Source organism: Nocardia arizonensis (assembly GCF_001310275.1).
Classification (GTDB): domain Bacteria; phylum Actinomycetota; class Actinomycetes; order Mycobacteriales; family Mycobacteriaceae; genus Nocardia; species Nocardia arizonensis.
Genome location: NZ_LGYZ01000057.1, coordinates 20,530 through 46,464 on the forward strand (window position 1 = coordinate 20,530; position 25,935 = coordinate 46,464).

The following is a 25,935-nucleotide window of genomic DNA, read 5'->3' on the forward strand; positions in this document are numbered from 1 at the left end:
CGGCTACCGATCCGGCCGGTTGCGGCCGAGCGGCGCGGAACCGACCGCGCCGGTGGGGGATACGGTGAGCCGCCAGTAGCCGCCCTCGGCGTCGCGCAGCACCACGCCCGCGTCGGCGCGGTCGGAGACATAGGCGCCGTTGGCCAGCACGGAGGCGACGATCGCGCCGTCGGCGGCCTTGGCGCGCAGTATCTCGGCCTCGCCATGGCGCGCCTCGGCGGTGACGGTGCCGCTGAAGACCGGCCGGTGCGTGCGGCCCCGGCCGATCACCTGCCAGGCGGGCGGGAAGACCCCCGGATCGATGTCCTCGGCGATGCCGGAGACCAGATTGACCGCGGTGCCGTCCGGGCAGCCGTTGGCGTCGACGCGCAGTTCCACCGGTTTGGAGCCGGGATCGGCGTCGAAGCCGACATTCGCCAGATACGGCTGGCGGCAGTGGTTCAGCTCGACCCCTACCGACCGTGCCGCGACCTTGCAGTTGACCATGCCGAACTGCGCCGGTCCGCCCTTGCCCGCCGCGCCGACCGTGACGGCTACCTCCGCACCCTCGAACCACACATTGGTCAGCCACCAGTTGTTGGCCGCGCCGTCGATGAGGATGTGCCGGTCGGTGGTGCCGGGGTCGGTGTCGGAGACGAATTCCATATTGGTCAGCGACAATCCGGCGTTGTGGTCGTTACCGGTGCCGAGCACGCCGATCCGGTTGCTGGTGAACTTGGAGGAGCTGATGTAGTTCTGGATGCACGAGGTCACGAGTCCGACACCGAAATTGTTGATGTCGCAGTCGATGAACGCGGTGCCCCCGGTGTTCTCCTCGAGCACCACGCCGCGCTGTCCGGCGTAGCGGGGGAAGTTGTCGCTGAGGTGATTGCCGCGGATCAGCACCGAATCGAAGCTGCACCGGAAGCATTCGGTGAGCTCGATCGCCGTGGCGAGCGGCCCGGTCAGGTAGAAACCCATGCGCGAGAAGCGGATCCGCTGTTTGCCGCGCAGCGACACCAGTGTGGTGTCGGTTTCGCAGAACACCGTGGTGACATCGGCGCCGTCGCCGTGGACCACCGCGAAATCGGGCAGGTCCGGCCACGCGGTGACCTTGTAGTCACCGGCGGGCACGTACAGCACCGGCGGCGTGCCGTCGGTGCGGCAGGCCGCCGCGAACGCCGCGGTGTCGTCGGCCTCGCCGTCGCCCACCGCGCCGAAGTCGCGCACATTGCGCACCGTGGGCGAACTCGCGCCGCCGCCGGTCGTTGCGACCGGAGGCGCCTGCTCGCAGGCGGCCAGCGGCACCGCGGCCATACCCAGTCCGGCCGCGAGCAGATGGCGGCGCCGCAGCCCGCTCATCGCGGCGCTCCCGGCCGCGGCGCTCTCATCGGCGCTCCCGTGCGGACCGCTTCCACCACCGGCGCGGCGCGGTGACGGCGACGAATCCGGTCAGCGTCGCACCCGCCGCGGTGAGCGCGCCCAGCGTGTCGCCGACCCGTTCGGGATCGGACGCGGGCAGTGGGACGACGGCCACCGTGCTGTCGCATTTGGCCGCCATCGCCAGCGCGTCGGTGCCGGCCGCGCCGACCAGCACGCGGTCGTAGCGCGCGGCGGCCTCGGTGAGGACGGCGTCCAGGCGCACCGAGGCGAACAGGTCCGAGGTCCGGGCGTCGGCGTCGCCGAGAGCCAGCCGGGCATAGGACCGTTCGCCGGGCGCGCGCACCGCCTGCTCCAGCGTGGCGTCTCCGCGCAGCACCGCGGCCAGGCCGCCGCCTGCCGTGTCGCCCGCGGTGTCCTCGGCGGGCGGATGATCCGGGATCTTGCGGATATCGAGCACGGTGGTGCGCTGCGCGGCGTTCTCGTACAGGCTTTCGGCGTCGGTCGGGCTTGTCGTGGACTGTCCGTTGCGCACCGGCCAATCGATATCGGTTCCCGTGGATCCGGCGCCCGAATTCGCGAGCCGCGCGGGTTCGGTCGGCGCGGTGCGGGTTTCGGTGTCGATCAGCAGCACCTTGCCGCCGGTCGCGGCGATGCTGTCGGCCAGTCCGGCGGCCAGCGCGGGCACCGACCCGCGTTCGGCGGCGGCCACCAGCACGGACTTGGCGTTGCGCGGCAGCCGGGCCCGCAGCGCGCGCAGATCGTCGACTTCGGACTCCGTGCCGAGGCCGACCGTGCCGAGTGGGGTGCCGAGCGGTTCGAGTTCGGACGCGGTGCGCACCCGGTGGTCGAGCCGCTCCCAGACGTAGGCGCCCGCCGCGCCGAGCATCAGCCCGACGATGACGCCGACCGCCAGCGTGCGGGTGCCGCCCGGACCGCTCGGATCGCTCGGGCGTTCGGCACGGTCGACCACGGCGACCCGCGCGGCCGGGGCGGCCGTGCGCTCGATGGTCTCCAGATCATCGACCAGCGCGCGGAATTGGGATACGACCTCGTCGGTCAGGACGCGCGCGCGTTCGGCCTGCGTGTCGGTCACCGTGACCCGCAGCAGTGTCGTCGCGGGCGGCGCGTCGGCGGTGATCTTGGCCCGCATCTCCTCGCGGGTGACGCGCAGGCCGAGCTGTCCGATCACACGGTCCACCACGGCGTCACTGGTGACCAGTTCCAGATAGGACCGCACACGCTGCTGGGCGGCCAGGCCGCCCTGGTAGGAATCCGCGACCGAGGTGCCCGTCGCCATCGACACGTACATCGTGCTCGTGGCGCTGTAGGTCTTGGTCGTCGACTGGATCTGGAATGCCGCCAGCGCGATGCCGAGGACCAGCCCGGCGACCAGGACCACCCAGCGCCGCCGCGCGATGCGAAGGTAGTCGACAAGTCCCATCATTGATTTCCTTTACCTCCCACGACCGCGGGCGCCGGTGGCCCGGCCGTGGTCGTCATCCGTTCCCGATATCGTCGCCACTCGATCACCACCAGGTGGGTGAGCCAGGCCAGCACGACGACCTGTAGATACTTCCCGAGCGTTTCCGCGGTGCCGAGCATGCCGCGTTCGAACACCACCGGCACCTCGATCAGGGCGATGCCGAACATGACCGCCGCCAGATGGCGCGAGTACAGCGCCCGCGACCAGCCGATGAGGACGACCGCGGTGAAGGCGACGCCGATCACGACACCGGCGGTACCGCCGATCACGTAGCCCTCGTTGACATTGCCCTCGGCAAGCGACACCGAGATCTGACTCATGTCGACCGAGGCGCCGCGCACCTCGTCGGCCCAGGCGGTGCCCGAATGCAGTTTCTCCCCGGTGAGCAACTGGGCGGGCACCATGCTGCGGGCGAGGTGACCGACCACCTCACCGGGCGAGAGCCACGACGACGGACCCGTGTAGTAGGCGTCGGTGGCCGCCTCGAGCAGGTCGAAGCGGCGCAGCAGACCGAGAAAGGGCCGCACCGGCTCGGGATAGGCCGAGTCCACGATCGCGGCCTCGGCGCGCAGGTAGGGCGTGGATTTCAGCGATTGCAGCCAGTCGAATCCGGCGATGCCCGCACCCGAGACCGCGCCGATGCCAAGCAGTTTGGCCCGTGACCAGCCGGTGAGCGCGAAGCGCACCGCGATGGCCAGCGCGGCGCCGAGCACCGGCGTCTTGGACTGGATCGCGGTCGTCCACCACAGTTCGCCGAGCAGCACCGCGCCGAGTATCACCGCGGTGGTCGAGGGCCGGGCGCGCAGGAAGACGATGGCGCCGACCGCGCCGAGGGTCGCGGGCATGGTCAGCAGGCTCAGCACCGGCGAGGCGCTGGCCACCTCGCCCGCCGCACCCGCGACGCCGGTGGCGACCGAGGCCAGTCGCGCCAGGGTGCCGAGCAGGTAGAGCACGCCGAGGGTACGGAGCAGATCAGGGTCGCCCGCCAGCGCCGCGACCCGCGGCGTGCGCCCGCGCGACCACACCGCGTAGGCCAGGATCATCAGCGCGTAGATGGTGAGCCCGAAGGCGACCGGCCGCAGCACCTCGCCGATGGCCACGTCGTAGCCGAGTTGGGCCAGGCGCGGATCGGCCACGTTGTCGCCGAAGCGGGGTTCGGGGCGCACCGCGAGCAGGACCGCCGGACGCGCCACATACGACATGGCCCAGTACACGGCCTGCGCGATGATCAGCACGCGCAGGACGCCGGAGGTGATCGCGGCCGAGATCACCATGATCGTCAATGCCGCGATGATGACGAGTATCTCGGGTTCGAGGGCGGGAATGCTCACGGCCGCGCCCCGTTCGGGTCAGCCGAGCGCACGCAGTATCTCCCCGGCGCGGTCGGCGTAGCTGTGCCCGCCCTCGATGACGCGGCGGTGTCCGGCGGCGGCGATCTTGGCCACCTGATCCGGGAAGGCCGCGCAGCGTTCCAGGATTTCGTCGAGTTCGTCGCGACTCGAGAACAGGAACGCCTCGGCGCCGTCGGCGAGGAGTTCGGCGTGTTCGTCGGTGCGTTCGCCGACGAACAGACCGCCCGCCGCGGGCACCTCGAAGGTGCGGCAGGTGTGGGTGTCGCGGTTGTCGGAATTGAGCAGCACCAGATTCGCGGTCACCGCGGCCACCGTGACCGAGAAATCCTCGCCGTAGACCGCGCCCGCGACCTCGGCGCGGGTGGTGCGCAGTTGGCGCACCCGACGCCAGCCCGGTCCCCGCACCAGTAGTTGCGCGCCGTAGGTGCGCGCCAGCGACACCATGCCGTCGCGGCGGTCGGGACGGCACGCGCCGATGAATCCCACCAGGTACCGGCGGGTGGTGCGACGCGCGCACGGGTGGTGCCAGGCCGGGTCGTAGGCGCTGCGTATGAACAGCGCCTCCCGCACGCCGCGGGCCGACAGCTCGCGCACATTGTGCCGTTTGGTCGTGACCACCAGATCCCATTCCGATTCGTGGGTCAGGTACTGCGGTGTGGTGTTGACCGGATTGGATACGTCGTCGGGACTGTAGTGCACGTGCAGCGCCGCGGGGATGTCGAGGAGCCGACGCTGGTCCAAGTGCACCGATTTGAAGGCGAAGACCAGGTCGGGCCGCAGTTCGGCGGCGGCGCGCTCGAGCCGGGTGTGCACGCGCTCGACCGTCCACGGCGCCCGCCGCTCATGGGTCTTGGCGTAGAGCCAGGAGGGGGACAGCCGCGGGGGGAGGGTGGCCGGGGTCGAGTCGACCACTATCACGTCGTGTCCGTGTGCCCGGAATCCTTCGGCGAGGGAGCGGGCATTGCTGCCGAGCCAATCGTCGCCGACGAAGAGGATCTTCATCGCGTCTCACTTTCGGGTGTCGCGGCACGCTCTCGCGCGATCAACCCGCGCATGCGCGCGAGATACCAGACCGCCACCGCGAATTCGGCGGCCACGATCCCCCCGACGAGCGTCCACACCGAATGGGTGCGCAGTGCGAGCAGCAATGCGATCGCCGCGACCGCGGTGCCGGTCACCGCGCCGATCAACACCCCGACGGTGTCCTGCCGGACCGGCAGGACCGCCGTGGTGACGAAGGAGGTCACCGTGGTCGCGGGCAGGATGACGACCTCGAGGCGCAGCACGTCGACCGCACCCTCGAATTCCTGGCCGAAGACCAGCAGCACCACGGTCGGCGCGGCGAACCACAGCGCCGTGCTCGCCAGTACCGCCGCGCCGACGCACGCGGCCAGCGCGCGCAGGGCGTCGGGCCAGAACCGCGCGTCGCCGCCGCGCCGCGCCATGCGCGGCAGCAGGGCGAATCCGATGGGGTCCAACATGGATTGGACCGCGCGCACCAAACGGTCGGAGGCGGAGTACAGACCGAGCGACACCGCGTCGAGCACCGATCCGTAGACCGTGGCCGAACCCTGTCCGTAACTGGTCACCATCAACCGCCCTGCCACCACCGGCGCCGCGACCCGAAGCAGGGTCGGGACCTCGCGCGGCGGGGCGGGCGCGCCGAAGCCGCGCCAGGTGTCCCACCAGGTCAGCGCCACGCTCACCGCGGCCGAGGCGAGCAGACACAGCAGTGCCATCGATGCCGTCGGCCAGCGCGGCAGCAGGACGAGCAGCAATCCGAGATAGGCCAGCCGCGCCACCGCCTGATAGAGCGTCGACGCGCCGAATCGGCCCTGGCCGATCAGCACCCAGTCCTCCGACATCGACCAGAATCCGCCGACGAACAGGCCGAGCAGGATCATGTGCACATGTTCGGGCGCGCCGACGAGTATCCCCCCGACCAGCGCGAGTCCGAGAATGCCGAGCAGACCGCCGCGGATCGCGAGATACGTTCCGCGCGTGCGGTTCACGATATCGGTGCGCGGACCCGACTCCTGGATCCGGGCGGCCAGGAACGAGGTGATGCCGAGATCGACGACGAGCGAGCCGAGGAAGTAGGAGGACATGCCGATGGCGAGCAGGCCGAGGCCGGACGCGCCGAGCACCCGGGCCATGATCGGTAGTGTCGCCACCGTGACCAGGTATTGGCCGTACTTGCCGAAGCTGACGTAGGCGATGTCGCGGATGACGCCGAGCATCTCCCGGGTGCGTGAACCGCGACCCGCGTCCGGCCGGTCGCCGGACTCCGGAATGGACACCGTGAGCACCGGCAGTTTGACCGTCGGCAGGTCCGCGGTGGTCGGCAGCCGGATCTTCTCCGTCGGCGGATCGTATTCGGGCACCCGCAGCCCGTCCAACGGGACCGGGTAGCTGCGCGGCACGATACGGATGGGGACCGTGCGGTCGGCGAAACGCCGCTCGGCGAGACGGCGTTCGGTGGACCGGCGCTCGGCGAAACGCGTCATCGGCCCGCCGCCGTCCGGTGCGATAGTCGCCGCACCCCGGCCCGGCTCGATCGGCGGAGTACCGCGGCGAGCAGCCCGGTCACGGCATCGGCGGTCGCCTCGATCCCGAAGTCGGCGGCCCGTTCCCGCGCCGCCGCGCCGAGTCGGGCACGCAGCGCCGGATCGGCGCTCAATCGGTCGAGCGCGGCGGCCAACGCGACCGGATCACCCGGCGGCACCAGGATGCCGTCGCGGTCGGCGCGCACGACCTCGGTGGGTCCGCCCGCGTCGGCGGCCACCACGGCGCAGCCCGCGCGCATGGCCTCCACGACGACCTGACCGAACGGTTCCGCCGTCACCGAAGCGTGCACGGCGATATCGGCGTCGGCGAAGTACGCGCCGGGATCGTCCACGTGCCCGGTGAATTCGACCGGCACGCCGATTTCGGCGGCGAGCCGCTCGAGGTCGGCGCGGTAGTCCTGTTCGTCGAAGAAGGTCCCGCCGACCAGACGCACCCCGGTCGGGCGGTGCCGCACCAGCGCGAGCGCGCGCAGCAGCACGTCCTGACCCTTCCACGGGGTCAGCCTGCCCACCATGACGATTCGCACCGCGTCGGGAGCGCGCTGTGCGGCGCGCTCGACCGGGGCGAGCGGTTCGAGTCCGGGATAGGCGACCGCGGTGCGCCTGCCCGCGGTGAACAGGGTCCGCAGGGTGGAACGGCTGTTGGTCACGATCCCGCGTGCGGCCAGCCAGCCGAGTACGCGCAGCCCGAACGCCAGCGGGCCGCCGAAATAGTCCGCGGCGATGCGATCGTGCACCTGCCACACCAGTGGCACCCGCGCGCGCCGCGCCGCGATCACCCCCATGAGCAAAGCCTTGGTGCTCTGCGCGACGACGACGTCGGCCTCTGCCGCGCGCACCGCCGCGCCGAGTCCGCGGCCGAGCCGCGCCAGCTCGATCGCGCCGCGGATCAGGCCGAGCGGACCCGATCCGGCGATGGTCAGCGACCGGCTGTCGAAATCGTTGCGGTGCACCGTCACCGGGATGTCGCGTGCGCGCAGCAGCGCGACCAGCGGACCGTCCTCGGTCAGCAGCATCGAAGGGCGCACTTCGCCGCGGCGGTTCAGTTCGGTGAGCAGACGCAGGGTCGCCAGTTCCGCGCCCGAGGGCGCCGCGGTGTGGGTGAGGAAGACCGCGGTGATCATCGGATCAGCTCGCGGTACAGGGCGATGTGCCGATCGGCGGCCACGGTCCAGGAGAAGGTCTCGGCGTGCGCGCGGCACCGCGCGGCATCGGGCGCCGCGCCGTCCAGCGCCGCGATCAGCCGCGCGGCCAGCGCATCCGCGTCGCCCGCGGGCACGATGAGCGACGGATCGAGTCCGCGCACCGAATCGGGCAGTCCGCCGCAGTCGGTCACCACGGGGGCGCGCCCCGACGCCAGCGATTCCAGTGCGATCAACCCGAACCCCTCCAGCGTCAGCGAGGGCACCACGGTGCAGTGCGCCCGCGCGTACAGCTCGGCCAGCCGCTCGTCGGAGATGTGCCCTTCGAAAGTGACCGCGTCCGCGCGGGCACGGGCCTGCTCGCGCAGCGCCGCCTCGGCGGTTCCGGTGCCGACGATCACCAGTCGCGCGTCGGTGTGCGCCGCGACCACCCGCGGCCACGCGCGCAGTAGCACATCGATGCCCATGCGGTGTTCGAGCCTGCGCACGCACAGCACCGTCGGACCCGTCGGCGCGCGCCGGGGCTCGCGCGGCCGGAAGCGTGCCAGGTCGACCCCGGGCGGCACCACCCGCACCGCGTCCTCGGGCGCCCGGTATCTCGACACCAGCAGATCGCGGAAATGCTCGGAGAGCACCACGAATCGGCGCGCGCCCGCCGCCCGCAGCCGTTCGACGGCGAATTTGGCGTGCACCGCGAGCGCGCCCGCGCCCGCCACCCGGCTCTCCTGTGACCACGGGCCGTGGAAGTGCACCACCAGCGCGTCGCGTCCGCGCGGCGGCGGCCCGTACAGCGCGAAATGCCGGTCGAGGACGGCGGGTTCGCCCCGGTCCCGGTCCAGATACGCGGTGCGGGCCCGGTGCAGGGTCGACCCGCCGGTCGGCCCCCAGGAACGTCCGCCCTCGGGCGGCTCGCCGAACGCCGCCGCCGATACCGCGACCTCGGGGCGCGCGGCCAGCGCGGCGTAGAGGTCGGTGAAATAGCGATTGAGTCCGCCGGGCGCCGAACCGAACCACTCCGATCCGGTCATGTGCACCCGTACCCGCGTATCCGGGGTCCGGGTGCCGGTCATCGCCACACCCGGCTTCGCAGCAGGGCGCTCGCGCGTACCCGCAGCCGGTGCAGCGCGGTGCGCGCCAGACGCAGATCGCCGACCGCGATGTCGAGCGGCGACAGCAGTCGCGGGCAGTCGCGGGCGAGGCGGTGGTGGAATCGCAGCATCTCGGTGAGTTTGCTGACCGTGGAGGTCTGGCTGCACAGGTTGAACGTCGAATCGCGCCATGCCGCGGCGACTTCGGTGAGTCCGTAGAACAGCCCGAACTGTCCGACCCGGGCGAACAGGTCGACGTCCATGGGGAACACCAGATCACCGCGCAACCCGCCGACCCGGTCGAAGTGTTCGCGGCGGAACATGGCCGCGGCGGTCGGGCCGAAATCGGCGGGTCCGCGCCGCACGATGGTGCGCGCCAGCGACCGTGCACTGTGCACGCCGTGCAGTCCGGGCAGGCCGAGTCCGGTCTCCAGCAGGGTGCCGCGCTCATCGATGACCTGGAACCGGGAGGAGCTGATGGCGAAGGCCGGATCGCTCATGATCTCGAGCTGCGCGCTCAGCGATCCGGGCAGCAGTATGTCGTCGGCGCACACCACCTTCACCAGATCGCCGGTGGACAGGCGGATGGCGCGATTCCAGTTGTCGCCGATCGGCAGCGGAGTCCGGTTGCGCTCCACCCGCAGACGCGGGTCGTCGAAGGATGCGGCGATCTCGCCGGTGGCGTCGGTGCTGGCGTTGTCGAGCACCAGCAATTCGAAGTCCGCGTCCTGATTCAGGATCGAACGCAGCGTGGGTTCCAGGGTCCGTCCGGCCTCATAGGCGGGGACACAGACCGAAAGGCTGACCACATCCCCTCCTTCTAATGGGACGAAAATGAATTCGGCGACAGCGGGGCAATATCACATGGGTGATGCGGGCACGCTGGACGGCATATGTTCGCCCAGGTCATGCCCGCTCGGCGAGGTCGAAGGGCGAATACGCTGTCGGCGATGGGAATCGCGCACGGCAGTCGTAGTGGATGTGTCGACGACGGTGCGGCCGAGCGATCCCCGGCGCTGTCCCGTGATTTTCCATAATGCCCTCGTTGCGTAATGCAGCAATAGAAAAGCTATCTTGATTCACCGGCGGTGGGAACCCCGTTTCACCGCACGTGGGCGACCTCACACCAGGTCAGCCCCATTTCGTGAACTACCGGATCGGCCGCTCCCCGGAGAGTGCGTGCGGTGCGTCGGCGAGCCAGCGACCGGCCAGTTGCGGGTAGCGCTCCTCGACCTCGGCGCGCAGATCCGGCACGGTCAGCAGCACCCGATCCGGTCGCGCCGCGACGAGTTCGTCGGGGGAGATGATCGGCACGTCGGTGCCCGGCATCCGCCTGCCCTGTTTGCCGGGGGAGGCGTCGGCCACCGCGGTGAGCAGACCGCGGTGCACCCCGGCGAGCCGCAGCAACGCGACCGCCCGCGAGGCCGCGCCGTAGGCGTATACCCGCGAACCCCGTGCCGCGAGGTCTTCCAGTTCCGCGCGCAACGCGACCGCCTGCCGGTCGGCGGCGCGCTGGAGCCCGGTGAGCACCTCCGCGTCGTCGGTACCCGCCTCACGGGCAAGTACCCGCGCGACCGAGGCGTCGTGCGGCGCGTCGTGCGGACGCCGGGCCGCGATCAGCACCGTGCCGCCGTAGAGATCGAACTCCCACGCACTGCGCACCGACAACCCCGCCGTGCGAAGCAGATCGCGAAGGACCGACAGCGTGTAGTAAGCGAAGTGACCGTGTCGCAACGCATTCCACTGTTCTCCTGCCACGATGGTGTGCAGCGAATGGTACTGCACGAGCAGCAGCCCGTTGGGCGCGGTGGCCGCCGCCCGCTCGGCGAAGGCCGCCCGCTGATCCGGTTCGTGCATGAGTCCGAAACTGTCGAGCACCACGTCCGCGGGATCCTCGGTCGGGGTGAAGCCGCGCTCGGCCAGCGTCCCGAGCCAGCTTCCCCCGTGCGGACTGCCGAATTCGCGCACGGTGCGACCGGTCAGCAGCCCCGACTCGGCGACCCGCGCGACCGCGTCGGCGGCCTGCTCGCGCAGTGCGCGCGGTTCGACCCCGCGCGGCTCGGCGGTGTCGGTGTCGTCGGCGCCCAACTGAGTCAGACCGCAGCCGCGGCAGTGCCGCATGCTCAGCGGATGCGCCGCCTCACCGGCGCGCACCGGTTGCCCCGCCGGCGGGAAGTGGTCGGCCGCGGGCATCCGTCCGAGATCGAGTACGGTCACCAGCTCCCGGCCCCGGCAGGCACGGCACCGCGTGGCGAAGGGATCGCTCATCGCGTGGTCATCCCGGAATCGCCTCCGCCGCGCGGGCGTCCACACGACGCAGTTCCGCGTCGATGACGCCGCGTTCGCCGAGTGCGCGCAGACGGGCCAGACGTACGAAGCGATCGGCGAAGTCGGCGGCGGTGAGTCCGCGGTCGCGGTATTCGGTGTACAACTCGGCGGCGCCGTCGGCCACGCTCCACCGCGCCTCGAACCCCAGATCGCGCCGGGCGGCGGTGAAATCGACGCGGTAGGAGCGCGGATCGGCGCCCGACTCGCCGGTGATCACCACTTCGGAGCCGGGCACGACGTCCGCGACCGCGTGCGCGATCTCGGCGACGGTGACGTTGTTGGCCTCGTTGCCGATGTTGTAGGCGCGACAGTGGATCGCCTCGACGGGCGCCTCCAGGCAGACCGCGAAGGCGCGCGCGATGTCCTCGGCATGCACCAGTGGCCGCCACGGCGTGCCGTCGGAGAGCACCTTGACCACTCCGTCGAGCACCGCGTGGCCGACCAGATTGTTCAGCACGATATCGGCGCGCAGCCGCGGCGAGAATCCGAAGGCGGTGGCATTGCGCAGGAATACCGGGCTGAATTCGGAATCGGCGAGGGCCGCCACGTCGTCCTCGACCCTGACCTTGCTCTGCGCGTAGGGCGTCAGCGGGCGCAACGGCGCGGATTCGTCCACCAGAGCCTCGCCCGCCGCGCCGTACACCGAACACGTCGAGGCGTAGAGGAAACGCTTCACGCCCGCGTCCTTGGCCAGCCGCGCCAGCCGCACCGACGCGTGATGGTTGATGTCATGGGTGATCTGCGGGACCAGCGCGCCGAGCGGATCGTTGGACAGCGCGGCCAGGTGCACCACCGCGTCGAATCCGGCCAGCTGCGCGGCCTCGACCTCGCGCAGGTCGGCCGCGATACCCGGCGGATCCAAGGGCGGCGCGCCGAGCACGCAGTCGGCGAAATAGCCGATGTCGAGGCCGGTCACCTCGTGTCCCCGCGCGCGCAGTACCGGCACCATGACGGTGCCGAGATAGCCCAGATGGCCGGTGACGAGTACCCGCATCCTGTTATGCCCCTCCGAAATCGATGACGGCCTTGTCGAGCACGAACCCCTCCGCGTACTCGGCGTGGCACTGCACGCCGCGGATGCGCGCCAGCCCGAGGAACGCCGCGTCGTCGAACCAGTCGCGATGCGCCTGCGACGGGTAGCAGCGCCGCAGCAGTTCGACCTTCTCCCGGGCGAGCTCCGCCGGAATCGGATGCAGCACATCGGGTCTGGGGGTGTCGGTCTCCCACTTGAGGATCTCGTAGCCGAGCACGAGGTGGTCGCGGAACTCCGTCGGCGTGAGTTCGGCGAGCAGCCGATGGTCCTGGTGGGCGTCACGACGCTGCGGCGCGAACACCAGATCCGGTTCGCCGCCCCGGCGGAACGCGGCCACCGCGTCCTTGACCCGAGACCAGTGTCCGGGCGCGCGCCCGTCCGGTACGTCGAGCACGGTCAGCTCCAGTTCGGCCGCACCGCAGAACGCTTCGAGCGCCGCGCGCTCCTCCGCGGCGCGCGGGGTGTCCGCACCCGACAGCACCAGCGCCCGCACCCGCGGAGCCGGATCGCGGCGGGTGAGGGTGAGCAGTGTCGCGCCCATGCCGATGGCGATGTCGTCGCAGTGCGCGCCGAGTACCGCGATCTCGGTGAGCCGACCGGTCCGCAGGCTGATCACGAGGTGGGACGCTCCCACACCATCCACGGCCGGTCGCCGCGGTTGTAGGCGGCGTCGAGTTCGGCGCGCTCCTTGAAGGTGTCCGCCGGTTTCCAGAAGCCGAAGTGCTGGTAGCCGAGTAGCCGGTCGCGGGCGGCGAGCGCGCCGCAGGCATCCTCCACCAGGTCGCCGCCGGGCGGCAGATGGTCGAAGACCTCCTGGGTCAGCACGAAATATCCGCCGTTCTCCCAGATCGGCAGCCGCGACACCGGTGTGATCTCCTTGATCTCACCGTCGGGACGCATCTCCACGCAGTGGAACGAGGACTGCGGCGGCACCACCATCATCGAGGCCGCGGCACCGGACTCGCGCAGCCGCGCGATCATCTGGTCGAGCGGGGCGTCGGTGAGCACGTCGGAGTAGTTGGCGAGGAAGACCTCGTCGCCGTCCAGATACGGCCGCGCCCGGCGCAGCCGTTCGCCGATGGCCGATTCCACGCCGGTGTCGACGAAGGTGATGGTCCAGTCGGCGATATCGGAGCCGAGCAGTTCCACCTGCCCGTTGCGGATGACGAAGTCGTTGGACATCGTCTCCTGGTAGGTGAGGAAGTAGTTCTTGATGTGGTGGGCGCCGTAGCCGAGGCACAGGACGAACTCGCGGTGCCCGAAGTGGGCGTAGTAGCGCATCACGTGCCAGATGAGCGGGCGCGGGCCGACCATCTGCATGGGTTTGGGCACCACGTCGGTGTCGCTGTGGCGCATGCGCATTCCGTAGCCGCCGCAGAACAGCACGACTTTCATACCGGGACGACCTCCACGCTGTCGGGACCGATCGGGGTCGGGGCCACCACCCGCACGGTGGGCATCGGGTAGACCAGCACCGCGCCCCAGGAGCCGACGTGACGCAGCTGGGCGGTGATCTCGGTTTCCAGATTCCACGGCAGCACCACCACCACGTCCGGGCGGTCGGCGTCGATGCGTTCGGGCGGGTGGATCGGGATCCGCGTACCCGGTGTGTAGCGTCCGTGCTTGTAGGGGTTGCGGTCCACGGTGTATTCGAGCAGGTCGGACCGGATGCCGCAGTAGTTGAGCAGGGTGTTGCCCTTGCCGGGCGCGCCGTAGCCGACCACCCGCTTACCCGCGGCGCGCTGGTCGAGCAGATAGCGCAGCAGGTCGTGGCGCACCGCCTCGGCGCGGGCGCGCAGCGGCGCGTAGCCCTCGACCCGATGCAGTCCGGCGGCGGCCTCGCGGGCCAGCAGGTCGGTGACGCGCTCGCTCGGCTCGGCCACCGCCTCGGGGCGCGCCCAGATGCGCAGCGAGCCGCCGTGGGTCGGCAGTTCGGTCACATCGGCGACCGCGAGGCCCGCGGTCGCGAGCGCGCGCTGGGCCGAGGCGAGGGTGTAGTACTGGAAGTGCTCGTGGTAGATGGTGTCGAATTGACCGTGGCGCACCAGATTCAGCGCGTGATGGACCTCGATGGAGATCCAGCCGTCCTCGGCCACCAGTGTCCGCAGCGATCGGGTGAAGCCGCGCAGATCCGGAATGTGCGCGTAGACATTGTTCGCCACCACCAGGTCGGCGGGTCCGTATTCGGCCCGCACGCCTGCCGCGACGGTTTCGTCCAGGAACGCGGTCAGCGTCGGCACGCCACGCTCGCGGGCGGCCTCGCCGACGTTGACCGAGGGCTCGACGCCGAGACAGGGCACCCCGGCCTCGACCACGCCTCGCAGCAGATAGCCGTCGTTGCTGGCGACCTCGACCACGAACGAGTCCCGGCCGAGTCCGAGCCTGCCGAGCGCCTCGTCGACGAAGGCGCGCGCGTGCCGTACCCAGCTGTCGGAGTAGGAGGAGAAGTAGGCGTATTCGGTGAAGGTCTCCTCGGGGGTGATGAGCGCCGGGATCTGCAACAGCAGGCACTGCTCGCACACCCGAAGGTGCAGCGGGTAGGTGAGCTCGGGGAGGTCGAGGTCCGCGGCGGAGAGGAATTTCTCACACGGAGGTGTGGCTCCCAGGTCCAGCACGCTCGAAAGCCGGACCGAGTCACACAGACGACAACGCACGCGGGCTCCACTCGGAAATACATGTTCTGGATATCGACGGCGCCCCGCAGCCCGAGAAGCGGACTTCTCTGCCGACGGTGGAGAAATTAGCATCCGCGCGCCGGAATCGCGAGTCGTGGGTAGGACGAATTCCGCGGCCGAACGGCGAGCAGCATGATTTCAGTTACCACCGGAGCCCGGCCCGTCGGCGAATCCGACGTCGACCGCCGATTCGGCGCTGCCGCCGGGTACGGCTGTGACGCCCCATATGCATTCCGCGCTACCGATTGTGACCTGGGTCGCAACGCTTGTGCGGAAGCGTGTGAGAGAGCAATATTTTCGCAACAGATCGGCCCGGCCACTGATCGTCTTCGCGCAACGTCGCCGGACGCGCTGTCGCCGGCGACATACCGCGACCGATCGCGGACCGCGGAAATCAGGATGATCCAAGCTTCAAGCAGGTACTTCTCATGGTTCTCGAACTCGGCGCGCCCGGCGGGGCGGTCGACCTGCGCCTGAACTTCGCCGGTTCGGGCGAACGGGGCGGCTGGCGCGCCGGTTACGTGCGTCGCTTGATCCTCACCGACGTCACCGTGGTGACGGCCGCGGTCGCGCTGGCCCAGCTGTTCACCTTCGACCCGGCGGCCCCGCGGACCCTGAGCTGGGACCCGCGCGCGGACGCGGCGCACCTGCTGCTGTCCGCGGGTGTCGTCGCGGCCTGGTCGATCCTGCTGGGCTGGAACGATTCTCGCTCGGCGCGCACCGTCGGCGCGGGCAGCGTCGAATACCGCAGGCTGTTCGCGGCGACCCTGCGCCTGTTCGGGCTCATCGCCATCGCCTCGCTGGTGCTCGGCACCGAGATCGCCCGCGACTGTCTCGCGCTGGCGTTGCCGCTCGGGCTGATCGGGCTCGCGGGCACCCGGGCCATGTGGCGCGGGCACGCGGGCCGCCGCCGCGCTCGCGGGCGCTACCGCCATTCGGTGCTCGTCGTGGGCGCCGCGGACGCCGCGCGCGCCATCGCGGCGGCCTTCTCGCGTGATCACGCCCACGGCTACCACGTGGTCGGCGTCTGCACCGCCACCGGTCTCGATACGGACGCCGCGCCCGTCATCAGCGTCGCCGGGCGCGAAATCCCGATCGTCGGCGACGACCGCTCGGTGGTGCGCGCGGCCCGCCGTACCGGCGCCGACACGGTGGTGGTGACGGCCACCGATCGACTCGGGCCCGACGACATCCGCGAGCTGGCCTGGGAACTGGACACGATCGGCGCCGAACTCATCGTCGCCCCCGGCGTCATGGACGTCTCCGGCACCCGCGTGTCGAGTCAGGTCCTGGCGGGTATGCCGATGCTGCACATCGGCAGACCCCGATACGATCGGGCGCTGTCGCTGGGCAAGGCGGTCTTCGACGTGTGTTTCTCGCTGCTGGTGCTGATCCTGATTGCCCCAGCGCTGCTCGTGATCGCGGCGGCGGTCAAACTCACCAGCGACGGTCCCGTCTTCTACCTGTCGGAGCGAATCGGCATGGACGGCAAGCCGTTCCGCATGGTCAAGTTCCGCAGCATGTACGTGCACGCGGACCGGCACGCCGCCGCGCTCATCGCGTCCAACGGCGGCAACCCGCTGTTCTTCAAGCTCGAGAACGACCCACGCGTCACCTCCTTGGGCCGCTTCCTGCGCAAGTACAGCCTCGACGAACTCCCGCAGTTCTACAATGTGCTGCGCCGGGACATGAGCGTGGTCGGCCCGCGCCCGCAGGTGCGCCGGGAGGTGCACTCCTACGACGGAATCACCCGCAGGCGCTTGCTCGTTCGCCCCGGTATCACCGGATTGTGGCAGGTCAGCGGTCGGTCCGACCTCGCGCCCGAGGAATCCTTCGAACTCGATATCTCCTATGTCGAGAACTGGTCCATGCTGCTGGATCTGCGGATCATCGCCAAGACCGTGCGCGCGGTCGCCGAGGGCGAGGGCGCGTACTGACGCGACGTGCGGTCAGTCGAACGAGCAGCCCGAGACCGGTTTGTCGGCCAGGCGGTCGATCAGGTAGCCGATGGCGTTGTCCGGTCCGAACCCGTCGACGATCTCGGGGCCGAAGTGGTTCGGAATGGTCATTCCCGGCAGGATCGGCGGCAGGTCGTTGGTGCGGAAGGTGACCGTGGCGCCCTTGGCGCACCAGTCCTCGGCGAGGCGGCGGGCCTGGCTGTAGGGGACGGTGTCGTCATTGAGTCCGCTGGTTATGAACACCGGGGCGGCGGGCATCAGGTTGCCGACCCGCTGTTCGGCCAGAACCGGTGCGGCCTCGGGGATCTCGTGCAGATGCGTGCTCAGCGACTGGCCGTCCACCGTCATGGTGCCGGTCCGCAGGAACGGCTGGCGCAGGATGACATCGCCGATGCATTCCTGGCTCAGGGTCTGCAACATGGCCCGGCCGCTCGGGTTGACCAGCCGGTCCAGCGCCCGGTTGAGTTCCGGGTAGCGGGCGAGCAGACCGTTGATCGCGAAGCCGATCGCGCCGCCGATGAGCGCGCCGTCGATGCGCTCGAGGATGGTCGCCAGATCCGCGGTCGGGCCGCCCGCCCAGGTGCCCTTGAGGTTCAGTTCGGGCGCGTACTCCGGCTGCAACTCCGTCGCCGCCGCCGTCGCGCCGCCGCCCTGCGAGTAGCCCCAGAACACGACCGGGGTGTCGGAGCCGACGCCGCCCAGGGAGTTGGCCGCACGGGCGCCGTCGAGAATGGCGTGCGCGCTCTCGATCCGGTTGACGTAGGTGTGGATGCCGGGGGTGCCGAGGCCGATGTAGTCGGTGACCAGCACGCGGGCGCCCATGGCGCTCCACACCGCCGCCGAGGGCGCCTCCTGGTTGGCCGACATGGACAGTCCGTCGGCGAAGGTCAGGCCGGTCGAGAAGGCCACCGACATGGCGCACTGATCACCCTGACCCGCCGTGCCGGGGCCGATGACGACGGTGGGGCGCGGACCCGGGCCCTGCCACGGGGCGCCGGTCTCGATATAGGTGCCGGAGACGGCGACGGGGGAGCCGTCCTGCAATCGCGAGGTGTACATGACCCGCTGCGCCCGCGTCGGCCAGCCCGCGGCCGTTGGCACGGTCGCGAAGATCTGCATCGGTTCGGACCCGATGATCGCGCCGGGATCGGACGGAATCTGTGCCGGCGGGACGTAGAAGGCGCTGACCGGCCCCTGGGCCATCGCCGCCGGGGTGTCGCCCCCCACCGCGGCGATCGCCGTCACACACGCCACCGCCACCGCGGCGGCCACACGACCGGCCCGGGGTAGCGAACCCGGACGGGAACGCCGCCCTCGCTGCTGTTGCATCGATATCTCTCCGTTGCTCCACCCGGCGCCGTCGCCGGAGTGTCCTCGGTCGCGGTGACGGTGCTGTCATGAAACTCGTCACAGCGCGACCGATACTGAAGAGTAACATGGTTATCCGCCCGCGCGAACGCCTCTCGCGGCACGGGTTCGCGGTCGTCCCCCGCGACGGCCTCCGTCGAATTCGTCGGCGTCGCAAATACTCCCGAATACTTCCGAGGCAAGAGAAATCGCACGTCGCGACCGATCCGGTGGCCCCCGGCGGATAGTCCGCGCGCCGGGGCGGCTCGGGTATCGGCGCGACGCCCGATCCGTGCCGCGGGCTCATCCCATACGACGGTGGGTGCCGCGCAGCGGATTCGCCACTGGCGACTTGATCGCGGGCAGGGTGATCGACATGCGCACCGTCGTCCCCGCGTCGGTGTGCTCGATGTCGAGTTTCTCGGTGAGCGCGCGCATCATGTCGATACCGCGGCCGCGATGTCCGGGATCGGCCGAGCGCGGCTTCCAGCTCCCGGTATCGGTGACCACGATCGCCACGGTCTGGGTATCGCAGGTCGCGGTGAGTTCCACGCTGTGCGGGCCGTCGTCGGCGCTGTCGCGGTAGGCGTGTTCGATGCTGTTGCTGCACGCCTCGTTCGCCGCCGCCACCAGGTCCGAGGCCAGATCGTGCGGCACCGCCGCCGCGGCGAACCACGCCTTGAGACTGCGCCGCAGGGCCGCGAGCCGATCGGCGTGCGCCACCACGCTCATCCGCAGCGGCGCGGGTGGTTGCCGATACACCACCATGGCGACATCGTCGTCGTAACCGGCGGCCGGGCGCAAGCGTGACAGCACCGCGTCGGCGACTTCGCGCGGCAATGTGCCCGAGGTATCGGCGAGGACCGCCGCGATCTTCGCGAACCCCTCATCGATATCCACCCCGCGCTGTTCGACGAGTCCATCGGTGAACAGCACCACGGTGGCCCCGGGCGCGAGGGTCGCGGTGGCCTCGGGCCTGCTCGGCATCTCGAAAGTTGCCAACGGGACCGAACGGCCGTCCTCGAGCAGCCGACCCGGTTTCCCGACGTCGGCGACGATGGCGGGCATGTGGCCCGCGCTGCTGTAGCGCAGTATCCCGCGCATCGGATCGAGCACGGCCGCGAAGACCGTGGTGCACATGGCGCCGGGTATGCGACCGGCGACCGCGTCCAGTTCCGACAGCAGTTGCGCGGGTCCGGTGTGCCGAAGCAGCAGAGCCCGTGCGGCCGTGCGCAATTGACCCATGACCACCGCCGCGGACAGGCCACGGCCGACACAGTCGCCGACGACCACGCCGATACTGCCGTCCTTGAGCGGCACCACGTCGTACCAGTCGCCGCCGATCTCGAGCGGCGGCAGCGCCGGTTCGTAGTGCACCGAGAACCGCGGTGGCAGTTCGATCGGCCCCAACATGGCGCGTTGCAGGGTGAGCGAGGTGGAGCGGGCCTGGTCGAAGTTGCGGGCGCGCTGCACCGCCAAGCTCAGATGACCGACGAGCAGGGAGAACAACGTCCAGTCGGCCGCGGTGACGGCGCGCGGCGCGGCGAAACGCAACCACAGTGCCGCGTCGCCGGTTTCGCCGAGTGGCGCGACGATTCCCTCCGAACTGTCCGCGCCCTCGGGTATCGCCGACAGGCTGCGCGGCGGACGGCGGCGCGCGCGTTCGAGCAGCGCGGTACCCGCCGAATCCAGCGAGGCGACCGCGGTATTGCCCGCACCGGGTTCCACCGCGCCCGACATGTAGACCTCGGGCGAGGTGTTGCGATTGGGCCAGACCGCGACCACCGCCGACTCCGCGCCCACGGTCCGGCGCAGTTCGTCTAGTCCGACGGCCAGCACCTCCACCACGCTGGTCGCCGCGCCCACCGCTGTCGCGAGCCGCGAGGCCGCCTGATCGCGGGCCTGGGCATCGTGTTCGGCGGTCACGTCGCGAATGGTGCCGACGAAGATCCGCTCGTTGTTCTCCGGTTCGACGAGCGCGCTGCTGCTCACCGCCAACCACAGTTCGCGCCCGTCGCGATGCCGGATGGGTATGACGAAACGCGATGCCTCGGTGCCGAGTTCGGGATAGTGCCCCGCGGGGGCGATCGACCACGGATGCGGCAGTGGATACGGTACGTCGGCGGGTCCGTACCCGGTCAGCGCGCCGAAGGCCGAATTCACCTCCACGATGGCGCCGCGGGCGTCGGCGACGAAGAATCCGTCCTGGAGCGATTCCACCAGCGCGGTGCGGAAGGCGTCGCGCCCGGCGAGATCGTCGGCGCGAGAACGCTGTTGTTCGTAGCGGCGGGTGCCGTCCAGATAGCCGCGGGTCGCGATGTCGAGTGCGGCCAAGGTCTGCAACAGGAATTCCAGCGCGCCCTCGGCGGTGCGCGCCTGCTCCGGGTCGGCGGTGCACGCCCCGGTGACGAACCGGAAGTGGTACTCGGTGAGATCGAGCAGACTGATGTCCTCGACCAGCGCCCGCCTGCCGAGTTCGTACCCCTCGGACAGGGTGGCGTGGGTCGGCGAATCGAGATGACGCCGTAGCGCGTTCGCGTAGGCGTCGAGGAAGTCGGCCAGCACCGAGGTCACGGCGCCCCGTTCGTGGTGGCGCCGCGATGGCGGGCGGCGAGCACCAAGGCGTCGTCGGTGTCCTTGGCGTAGCGGGCCAGGATGTCGGCGGTGATCTCGGCGGTGGATTTGGCCAGGTCGATGCTGTCGGAGGATTCGGCAACGATGCCGTCGGTGGACATCAGCAGCAGATCGCCGGGCCGCACGTGCACCGTCTGCGGTTGCAGGTTCGCGGGCAGCCGGTAGCCGACGATGCCACCGGTGAGCAGTACGGTCGCGCGCACGGTCAGACCCGCCGGACCCGCGCTCAGCACCCGGGATTCGACATTGCCGACCCCGAGCCAGCTGATGGCGTCGCCCAGGCCGAACTGCGCCAGCGACACCGCGGCGCCCCTGGTGTCGGCCATCGCGCGATGACACAGCACCATCAGCACGTCGAGCGGTTCGGCCCGATTCTCCGAAAGCACTTGTGCGGCACGGTCGGCCGCGTCGGCGGCGGCGGCGCCGTGCCCGAGACCGTCGAGCACCGCGAACAGCGCCCCGCCGCCGCCCGCGTCGAGCACCACGCAGCGATCACCGGAGATGTGCTGCCCGGGAAGCGCGCGACCGGCCACCGCCCATTCGATCCGGCCGATGATGCCGTCCTCATGCACCGTTGGGTACCCACTTCCACATTTCCACCAACGTGCCTCGGCCCGGCGCGGATTCGACGATGAGCCGGTCCATGAGACGCCGCGCGCCCGGAAGGCCGAGTCCGAGTCCGCGCCCGGTGGAGTAACCATCGTCCAGTGCGCGAGCGATATCCCGAATGCCGGGGCCCTGATCTTCGGCCTGGACGACGAGCGCCCGCCGTCCCTCGCGGTCGTCGACCAGTAGTCGGATCTCGCCGCTGCCCGCGTAACTCGTGATGTTGCGGGCGATTTCGGAGATCGCGGTGGAGATCATGGTCCGGTCGGTGAGGGAGAAGCCGAGTTCGGCGGCCAGCTCCCGTCCGGCCTGACGCGCGGTCACGATGTCCCCCGACATTGTGACCGCGATCACCATGTTCTCAGCGGCCACTGTCACGACCGTCTCGCTGGCGACGACCCGATGCCTTGCGATTCAGCCACGCCAGTCCCTCTTCCAGATCGAGGGCCGTGTGCATGTCCTCGAAGGTCAGCCCGAGCTGGACCATCGCGAAGGCGACTTCGGGTTGCAGGCCCACGATGACCGTTTCGGCACCGCGGAGCTGCGTCATGTGCGCGATGGTACGCAGCGATCTGGCCGCGAAGGAATCCATGACGTCGATGGCGGTGACATCGACGATGATTCCGTGCGCGCGATACTTGCTGACCTGTTTCATCAGGTCGTCCTGTAAGCGCTCGGTATCGGCGTCGGTCAACGCTGACTGGACCGACGCTATGAGATACGTGCCCTGCTTCAGTATGGGTACCGGCATGTGCCTGCCCGCTCAGCGCCCGTCCCGCTCGCCGACACGGTCGGTGACGCGGGTGACCTCGTACCCGAGCAGGAGTTCGGCCTCTTCGATGCCGCCTTGGAGATCGCCGACGGCGTTCATCTTCGACAGGTCGAGGCCGATGGTCACGAGGGTGAGCGCGATCTCGGAGGACAGGCCGGTGATGATGACGTTGGCGCCCATCAGTCCCGAGGCGTCGACGGTCTGCACCAGGTGGTTGGCCACCGTGGAGTCGATGGTGGGAACGCCGGTGATGTCGATGACGACGACCTTGGCGCGGTTGGCGCGGATGGCGCGCAGCAGCTGTTCGGTGAGCTGGCGGGCGCGCTGGCTGTCGAGCACGCCGATGATGGGCAGGATGAGCAACTGCTCACGGACCTGGAGCACCGGGGTGGAGAGTTCGCGGATGGCTTCCTGCTGCTGGCGGATGACGCGTTCGCGTTCCTGCACGAAGGAGATGGCCACCGTGCTCGCGATGCGGTTGGCGGCGGGCTCGTAGGCGTCGAGCACGTGATTGAGGAGTTCGAAGTTGGACTGGTACTTCTCGAACAGCGAGCGTGCGAGCACGTCGCGCAGCAGCAGCACGATGCCGAGGACCTCGTCGGTCTCGACTCCTCTCGGGATGATGCGTTCGGACAGGTCGCGCGCGTATGCCTGCAACGCCTCGACACTGCCGGTTTCGAGCACCTCGACGTAGTTGTCGTAGACCGAGGTGGCCTCGGAGAAGATCTCTTCCGGGGTCATGGCGGTGAGCAGTTGCGCGTCGGTGATGCGACGTGCCCATTCCTCGCGCAGGGCGGTGCGATTCTGTCGCAGGTGCTCGACGAGCTGTGGCAACAGGTTGTCGACCGGTCCCGCGGGCAGCGAGTCCGCCGAAAGGCTCATGGACACCTCGGACATGGAAATTCCAGCCCCTTTCGACGGGTGGTCGGTCATCGTGCGTCGCGGCTGCCGGCCCTACCGAGCTGGCCGTTACCGAGCCTAGTCATACCCCACGCGGTTTGCCCGCGAAACCTGCGGGTAGCCGGTCAGGAGCCGAATCCTCGTTCGAGCGCGGCCAATGCGCGGTCGAGGTAGACGGTGAGGTCGGCGTCGGCCGCGGCGAGCCAGGCGTCGAAGGCGGCGCGGGCGGTGGCCAGGGTGGCGCGACCCACCGCGAGCGGGACGAGTCCGTCCTCGGGTTCGCCGAGTCTGCGCGCGGCGTACGCGCTGACCGCGCGTTCCCAGGCGTCGTAGTGCGCGCCCGCGGTGGCGGCGAGGGCCGGTACGGTGCCGACCAGATGCATGCGGGTGCGCAATTCGGGAACGTCCTCGGCGCGATACCGGTTGGCGTTCACCACGACTCGGCGCACGGTGGTCATCATCGGTTCGTCGTCGGTGGCGTCGGCGAAGGCGGTTCGCAGATTGGCGACCTCGTCGTCGAACTGCGACCACAGCACCTCGGCCTTGGTGGGGAAGTAGCGGAAGAAGGTGCGCCCGCTGACACCCGCGGCGGCGGCGATCTGTTCGACGGTGGTGTTGTCGAATCCCTGTTCGCTGAACAGCCGCATCGCGATCAGTTCGAGTTCCCGCTTGCTGGTGCCCCGCGGGCGGCCGCGGCCGGTGGTGCCCGATGTCGTCACCCGACGAGTATGGGTCAGCCCGCGTCGCCCTTGATTTTGTCAGTGACTGACGTTAATCTCGGGCCATGTCAGTGGCGGATCTCACGTGGCCGGAGGCGGGCGCATACTCGCCGGATATGATCCTCGCCGTGCCGCTCGGCGCGACCGAACAGCACGGTCCGCATCTGCCGCTGTCCGCCGACACCGATATCGCCCTCGCACTGTGCGAGGGTCTGGCCGCGCGCCGCGCCGATGTCGCGGTCGCGCCCGCCGTCCCCTACGGCTCCAGCGGCGAACACGCCGGATTCCCGGGCACCCTGTCCATCGGCCGAGCGGCGCTGGAACTGCTGCTCGTCGAACTGTGCCGCTCGGCGACCGATACCTTCGACCGCGTCGTGCTGGTCAGCGGACACGGCGGAAATCTGGTCCCGCTGCGCCGCGCCGAATCGCTGCTGCGGTCGGAATCGCGCGATGTGCGCGGCTGGCTGCCGCGCTACGACGGCGACCCGCACGCCGGTCGCGCCGAGACCTCGCTCATGCTCGCCGTGCGCCCCGACCTGGTACGCGCCGACCGCGCCGAAGCCGGCGACACCCGCCCGCTCGCGGAAACCCTGCCGCTGCTGCGCGCGGGCGGTGTGCGCGCGGTGAGTTCCAACGGCGTACTCGGCGACCCCGGCGGCGCGACCGCCGCCGAGGGACGCGCCCTGTTCGATCACCTGATCACCGACCTGTACGAGACGACCCGGCTGTGGTGGCCGGTGGCCGCACCCGAAAGGATCCACCGATGAATCCCTGGTTCGAAACCGTCGCCGAGGCGCAGCGGCGCGCGAAGAAGCGCCTGCCGAAATCCGTGTACGGCGCGCTGATCGCCGGATCCGAGCGCGGGCAGACAATAGACGAGAACCAGCAGGCGTTCACCGAACTCGGTTTCGCGCCGCACTGCGCGGGCCCGATCGGTACTCGCGATCAGTCCACGACCATATTGGGACAACAGCTTTCGATGCCGGTCATGATCTCGCCGACCGGCGTGCAGGCCGTGCACCCCGACGGTGAGGTCGCCGTGGCGCGCGCGGCCGCGGCCCGCGGAATCGCCATGGGCCTCAGCTCGTTCGCCAGCAAGCCCATCGAGGAGGTGATCGCGGCCAATCCCTCGACCTTCTTCCAGCTCTACTGGTGCGGCGGCAAGGACGACATCGCCGCGCGCATGGCACGGGCCGAGGCGGCGGGCGCGGTCGGTCTCATCCTGACCTTGGACTGGTCCTTCTCGCACGGCCGCGACTGGGGCAGCCCGGTCATACCCGAGAAACTCGACCTGCGCGCCATGCTCCGGTTCGCCCCGCAGACCCTGGCGCGCCCGCGCTGGCTGGCCGCCTACGCGCGTTCGGGCCGCATTCCCGACCTGACGGCCCCGAACATGGCGGTCGGCGGCGCGCCCGCCCCCGGCTTCTTCGGCGCATACGGCGAGTGGATGGGTACGCCCGCGCCCGACTGGGACGACGTGCGCTGGGTGGTCGAACAGTGGAACGGGCCGGTCATGCTCAAGGGCGTCATCCGCGTGGACGACGCCCGGCGTGCGGTCGACGCCGGCGTCTCGGCGATCTCGGTGTCCAATCACGGCGGCAACAACCTCGACGGGACCCCGGCCTCGATCCGCGCGCTGCCGGTGATCGCCGACGCGGTCGGCTCACAGATCGAGGTGGTGCTCGACGGCGGTGTCCGGCGCGGCAGCGACGTGGTCAAGGCCGTCGCTCTCGGCGCGCGTGCCGTCATGATCGGCCGCGCCTACCTGTGGGGTCTGGCCGCCAACGGTCAGGCCGGTGTCGAGAACGTCCTCGACATCCTTCGCGGCGGAATCGATTCCGCGCTGCTCGGGCTGCGCAAGACCACCGTGGCCGAACTGGATCGCGGTGACATCGTTGTACCGGATGGTTTCGAGCGCGCGCTCGGGGTCCCCGCGGGAACCCGACTGGCCTCGACGAGCTGATCACCG

The 25,935-nt window shown here is 70.1% G+C and carries 23 protein-coding genes; 3 read left to right on the forward strand and 20 right to left on the reverse strand.

The window, feature by feature from the left end; genetic code table 11:
* Positions 1-3 precede the first annotated feature (3 nt).
* The 13 genes from APZ21_RS10420 to APZ21_RS10480 all read right to left on the reverse strand — a co-directional run bounded on the left by APZ21_RS10420 (position 4) and on the right by APZ21_RS10480 (position 15,009).
* On the reverse strand, positions 4-1,341 hold the full coding sequence (locus APZ21_RS10420) for a glycosyl hydrolase family 28-related protein (RefSeq protein WP_054813059.1): 1,338 nt from the start codon (positions 1,339-1,341) through the stop codon (positions 4-6).
* A gap of 25 nt (positions 1,342-1,366) precedes the next feature.
* Complete coding sequence (locus APZ21_RS10425) at positions 1,367-2,806, reverse strand: hypothetical protein (protein WP_082392987.1); 1,440 nt, start codon at positions 2,804-2,806, stop codon at positions 1,367-1,369.
* On the reverse strand, positions 2,803-4,176 hold the full coding sequence (locus APZ21_RS10430) for a hypothetical protein (RefSeq protein ID WP_239476571.1): 1,374 nt from the start codon (positions 4,174-4,176) through the stop codon (positions 2,803-2,805). The genes APZ21_RS10425 and APZ21_RS10430 overlap by 4 nt, the downstream gene beginning before the upstream one ends.
* 18 nt (positions 4,177-4,194) lie before the next feature.
* Positions 4,195-5,199: a CgeB family protein gene (locus APZ21_RS10435; protein WP_054813061.1), complete on the reverse strand. Its 1,005-nt coding sequence runs from the start codon at positions 5,197-5,199 to the stop codon at positions 4,195-4,197.
* A complete protein-coding gene (locus APZ21_RS10440; RefSeq protein WP_054813182.1) occupies positions 5,196-6,437 on the reverse strand; it encodes a lipopolysaccharide biosynthesis protein in 1,242 nt (413 codons plus the stop codon). The genes APZ21_RS10435 and APZ21_RS10440 overlap by 4 nt, the downstream gene beginning before the upstream one ends.
* A gap of 263 nt (positions 6,438-6,700) precedes the next feature.
* Complete coding sequence (locus APZ21_RS10445) at positions 6,701-7,888, reverse strand: glycosyltransferase family 4 protein (protein ID WP_054813062.1); 1,188 nt, start codon at positions 7,886-7,888, stop codon at positions 6,701-6,703.
* Positions 7,885-8,934 carry a glycosyltransferase family 4 protein gene (locus tag APZ21_RS10450; RefSeq protein WP_054813183.1) on the reverse strand — a complete coding sequence of 350 codons (1,050 nt, stop codon included), beginning with the start codon at positions 8,932-8,934 and terminating at the stop codon, positions 7,885-7,887. The genes APZ21_RS10445 and APZ21_RS10450 overlap by 4 nt, the downstream gene beginning before the upstream one ends.
* A gap of 38 nt (positions 8,935-8,972) precedes the next feature.
* Positions 8,973-9,803, reverse strand: coding sequence for a glycosyltransferase family 2 protein (locus APZ21_RS10455; RefSeq protein WP_054813063.1), 831 nt, complete (start codon positions 9,801-9,803; stop codon positions 8,973-8,975).
* A 340-nt stretch (positions 9,804-10,143) separates the two neighbouring features.
* Positions 10,144-11,262 (reverse strand): class I SAM-dependent methyltransferase, encoded by a 1,119-nt coding sequence (locus APZ21_RS10460; protein ID WP_054813184.1) that lies wholly within the window; start codon positions 11,260-11,262, stop codon positions 10,144-10,146.
* Between the two features lie 7 nt (positions 11,263-11,269).
* Positions 11,270-12,316, reverse strand: a complete 1,047-nt coding sequence (locus APZ21_RS10465) for an NAD-dependent epimerase/dehydratase family protein (RefSeq protein ID WP_054813064.1) — start codon at positions 12,314-12,316, stop codon at positions 11,270-11,272.
* 4 nt (positions 12,317-12,320) lie between these two features.
* The gene (locus APZ21_RS10470) at positions 12,321-12,971 is read right to left on the reverse strand and encodes a PIG-L deacetylase family protein (RefSeq protein ID WP_054813065.1); all 651 of its coding nucleotides are present in this window, start codon (positions 12,969-12,971) and stop codon (positions 12,321-12,323) included.
* Positions 12,968-13,750, reverse strand: a complete 783-nt coding sequence (locus APZ21_RS10475; RefSeq protein WP_054813066.1) for a glycosyltransferase family protein — start codon at positions 13,748-13,750, stop codon at positions 12,968-12,970. The genes APZ21_RS10470 and APZ21_RS10475 overlap by 4 nt, the downstream gene beginning before the upstream one ends.
* The gene (locus APZ21_RS10480) at positions 13,747-15,009 is read right to left on the reverse strand and encodes a class I SAM-dependent methyltransferase (RefSeq protein ID WP_054813067.1); all 1,263 of its coding nucleotides are present in this window, start codon (positions 15,007-15,009) and stop codon (positions 13,747-13,749) included. Before APZ21_RS10480 ends, APZ21_RS10475 begins: the two co-directional genes overlap by 4 nt.
* A gap of 449 nt (positions 15,010-15,458) precedes the next feature.
* Between APZ21_RS10480 and APZ21_RS10485 the strand changes: the two genes are divergently transcribed.
* Positions 15,459-16,967, forward strand: a complete 1,509-nt coding sequence (locus APZ21_RS10485; RefSeq protein WP_054813068.1) for a sugar transferase — start codon at positions 15,459-15,461, stop codon at positions 16,965-16,967.
* A 12-nt stretch (positions 16,968-16,979) separates the two neighbouring features.
* Here APZ21_RS10485 and APZ21_RS10490 read toward each other — a convergent pair whose 3' ends face one another.
* The 7 genes from APZ21_RS10490 to mftR form a co-directional block, all read right to left on the reverse strand.
* A complete protein-coding gene (locus APZ21_RS10490; RefSeq protein ID WP_054813069.1) occupies positions 16,980-18,317 on the reverse strand; it encodes a lipase family protein in 1,338 nt (445 codons plus the stop codon).
* A gap of 321 nt (positions 18,318-18,638) precedes the next feature.
* Positions 18,639-20,909: a SpoIIE family protein phosphatase gene (locus APZ21_RS10495; RefSeq protein WP_054813070.1), complete on the reverse strand. Its 2,271-nt coding sequence runs from the start codon at positions 20,907-20,909 to the stop codon at positions 18,639-18,641.
* Positions 20,906-21,541, reverse strand: a complete 636-nt coding sequence (locus tag APZ21_RS10500) for a SpoIIE family protein phosphatase (RefSeq protein WP_054813071.1) — start codon at positions 21,539-21,541, stop codon at positions 20,906-20,908. The genes APZ21_RS10495 and APZ21_RS10500 overlap by 4 nt, the downstream gene beginning before the upstream one ends.
* The gene (locus tag APZ21_RS10505) at positions 21,534-21,932 is read right to left on the reverse strand and encodes an ATP-binding protein (protein WP_054813185.1); all 399 of its coding nucleotides are present in this window, start codon (positions 21,930-21,932) and stop codon (positions 21,534-21,536) included. The genes APZ21_RS10500 and APZ21_RS10505 overlap by 8 nt, the downstream gene beginning before the upstream one ends.
* A gap of 4 nt (positions 21,933-21,936) precedes the next feature.
* Complete coding sequence (locus APZ21_RS10510) at positions 21,937-22,326, reverse strand: STAS domain-containing protein (protein WP_054813072.1); 390 nt, start codon at positions 22,324-22,326, stop codon at positions 21,937-21,939.
* Positions 22,327-22,338: 12 nt separating this feature from the next.
* The gene (locus APZ21_RS10515) at positions 22,339-23,244 is read right to left on the reverse strand and encodes an STAS domain-containing protein (protein ID WP_156370955.1); all 906 of its coding nucleotides are present in this window, start codon (positions 23,242-23,244) and stop codon (positions 22,339-22,341) included.
* A gap of 128 nt (positions 23,245-23,372) precedes the next feature.
* A complete protein-coding gene (mftR, locus tag APZ21_RS10520; protein ID WP_054813074.1) occupies positions 23,373-23,966 on the reverse strand; it encodes a mycofactocin system transcriptional regulator in 594 nt (197 codons plus the stop codon).
* A 65-nt stretch (positions 23,967-24,031) separates the two neighbouring features.
* On the opposite strand from mftR, the gene mftE reads away from it, so the two are divergent.
* Both mftE and mftD read left to right on the forward strand, forming a co-directional pair.
* Complete coding sequence (mftE, locus tag APZ21_RS10525; protein WP_054813075.1) at positions 24,032-24,733, forward strand: mycofactocin biosynthesis peptidyl-dipeptidase MftE; 702 nt, start codon at positions 24,032-24,034, stop codon at positions 24,731-24,733.
* On the forward strand, positions 24,730-25,929 hold the full coding sequence (gene mftD / locus APZ21_RS10530) for a pre-mycofactocin synthase MftD (RefSeq protein WP_054813186.1): 1,200 nt from the start codon (positions 24,730-24,732) through the stop codon (positions 25,927-25,929). The genes mftE and mftD overlap by 4 nt, the downstream gene beginning before the upstream one ends.
* Positions 25,930-25,935: the final 6 nt, after the last annotated feature.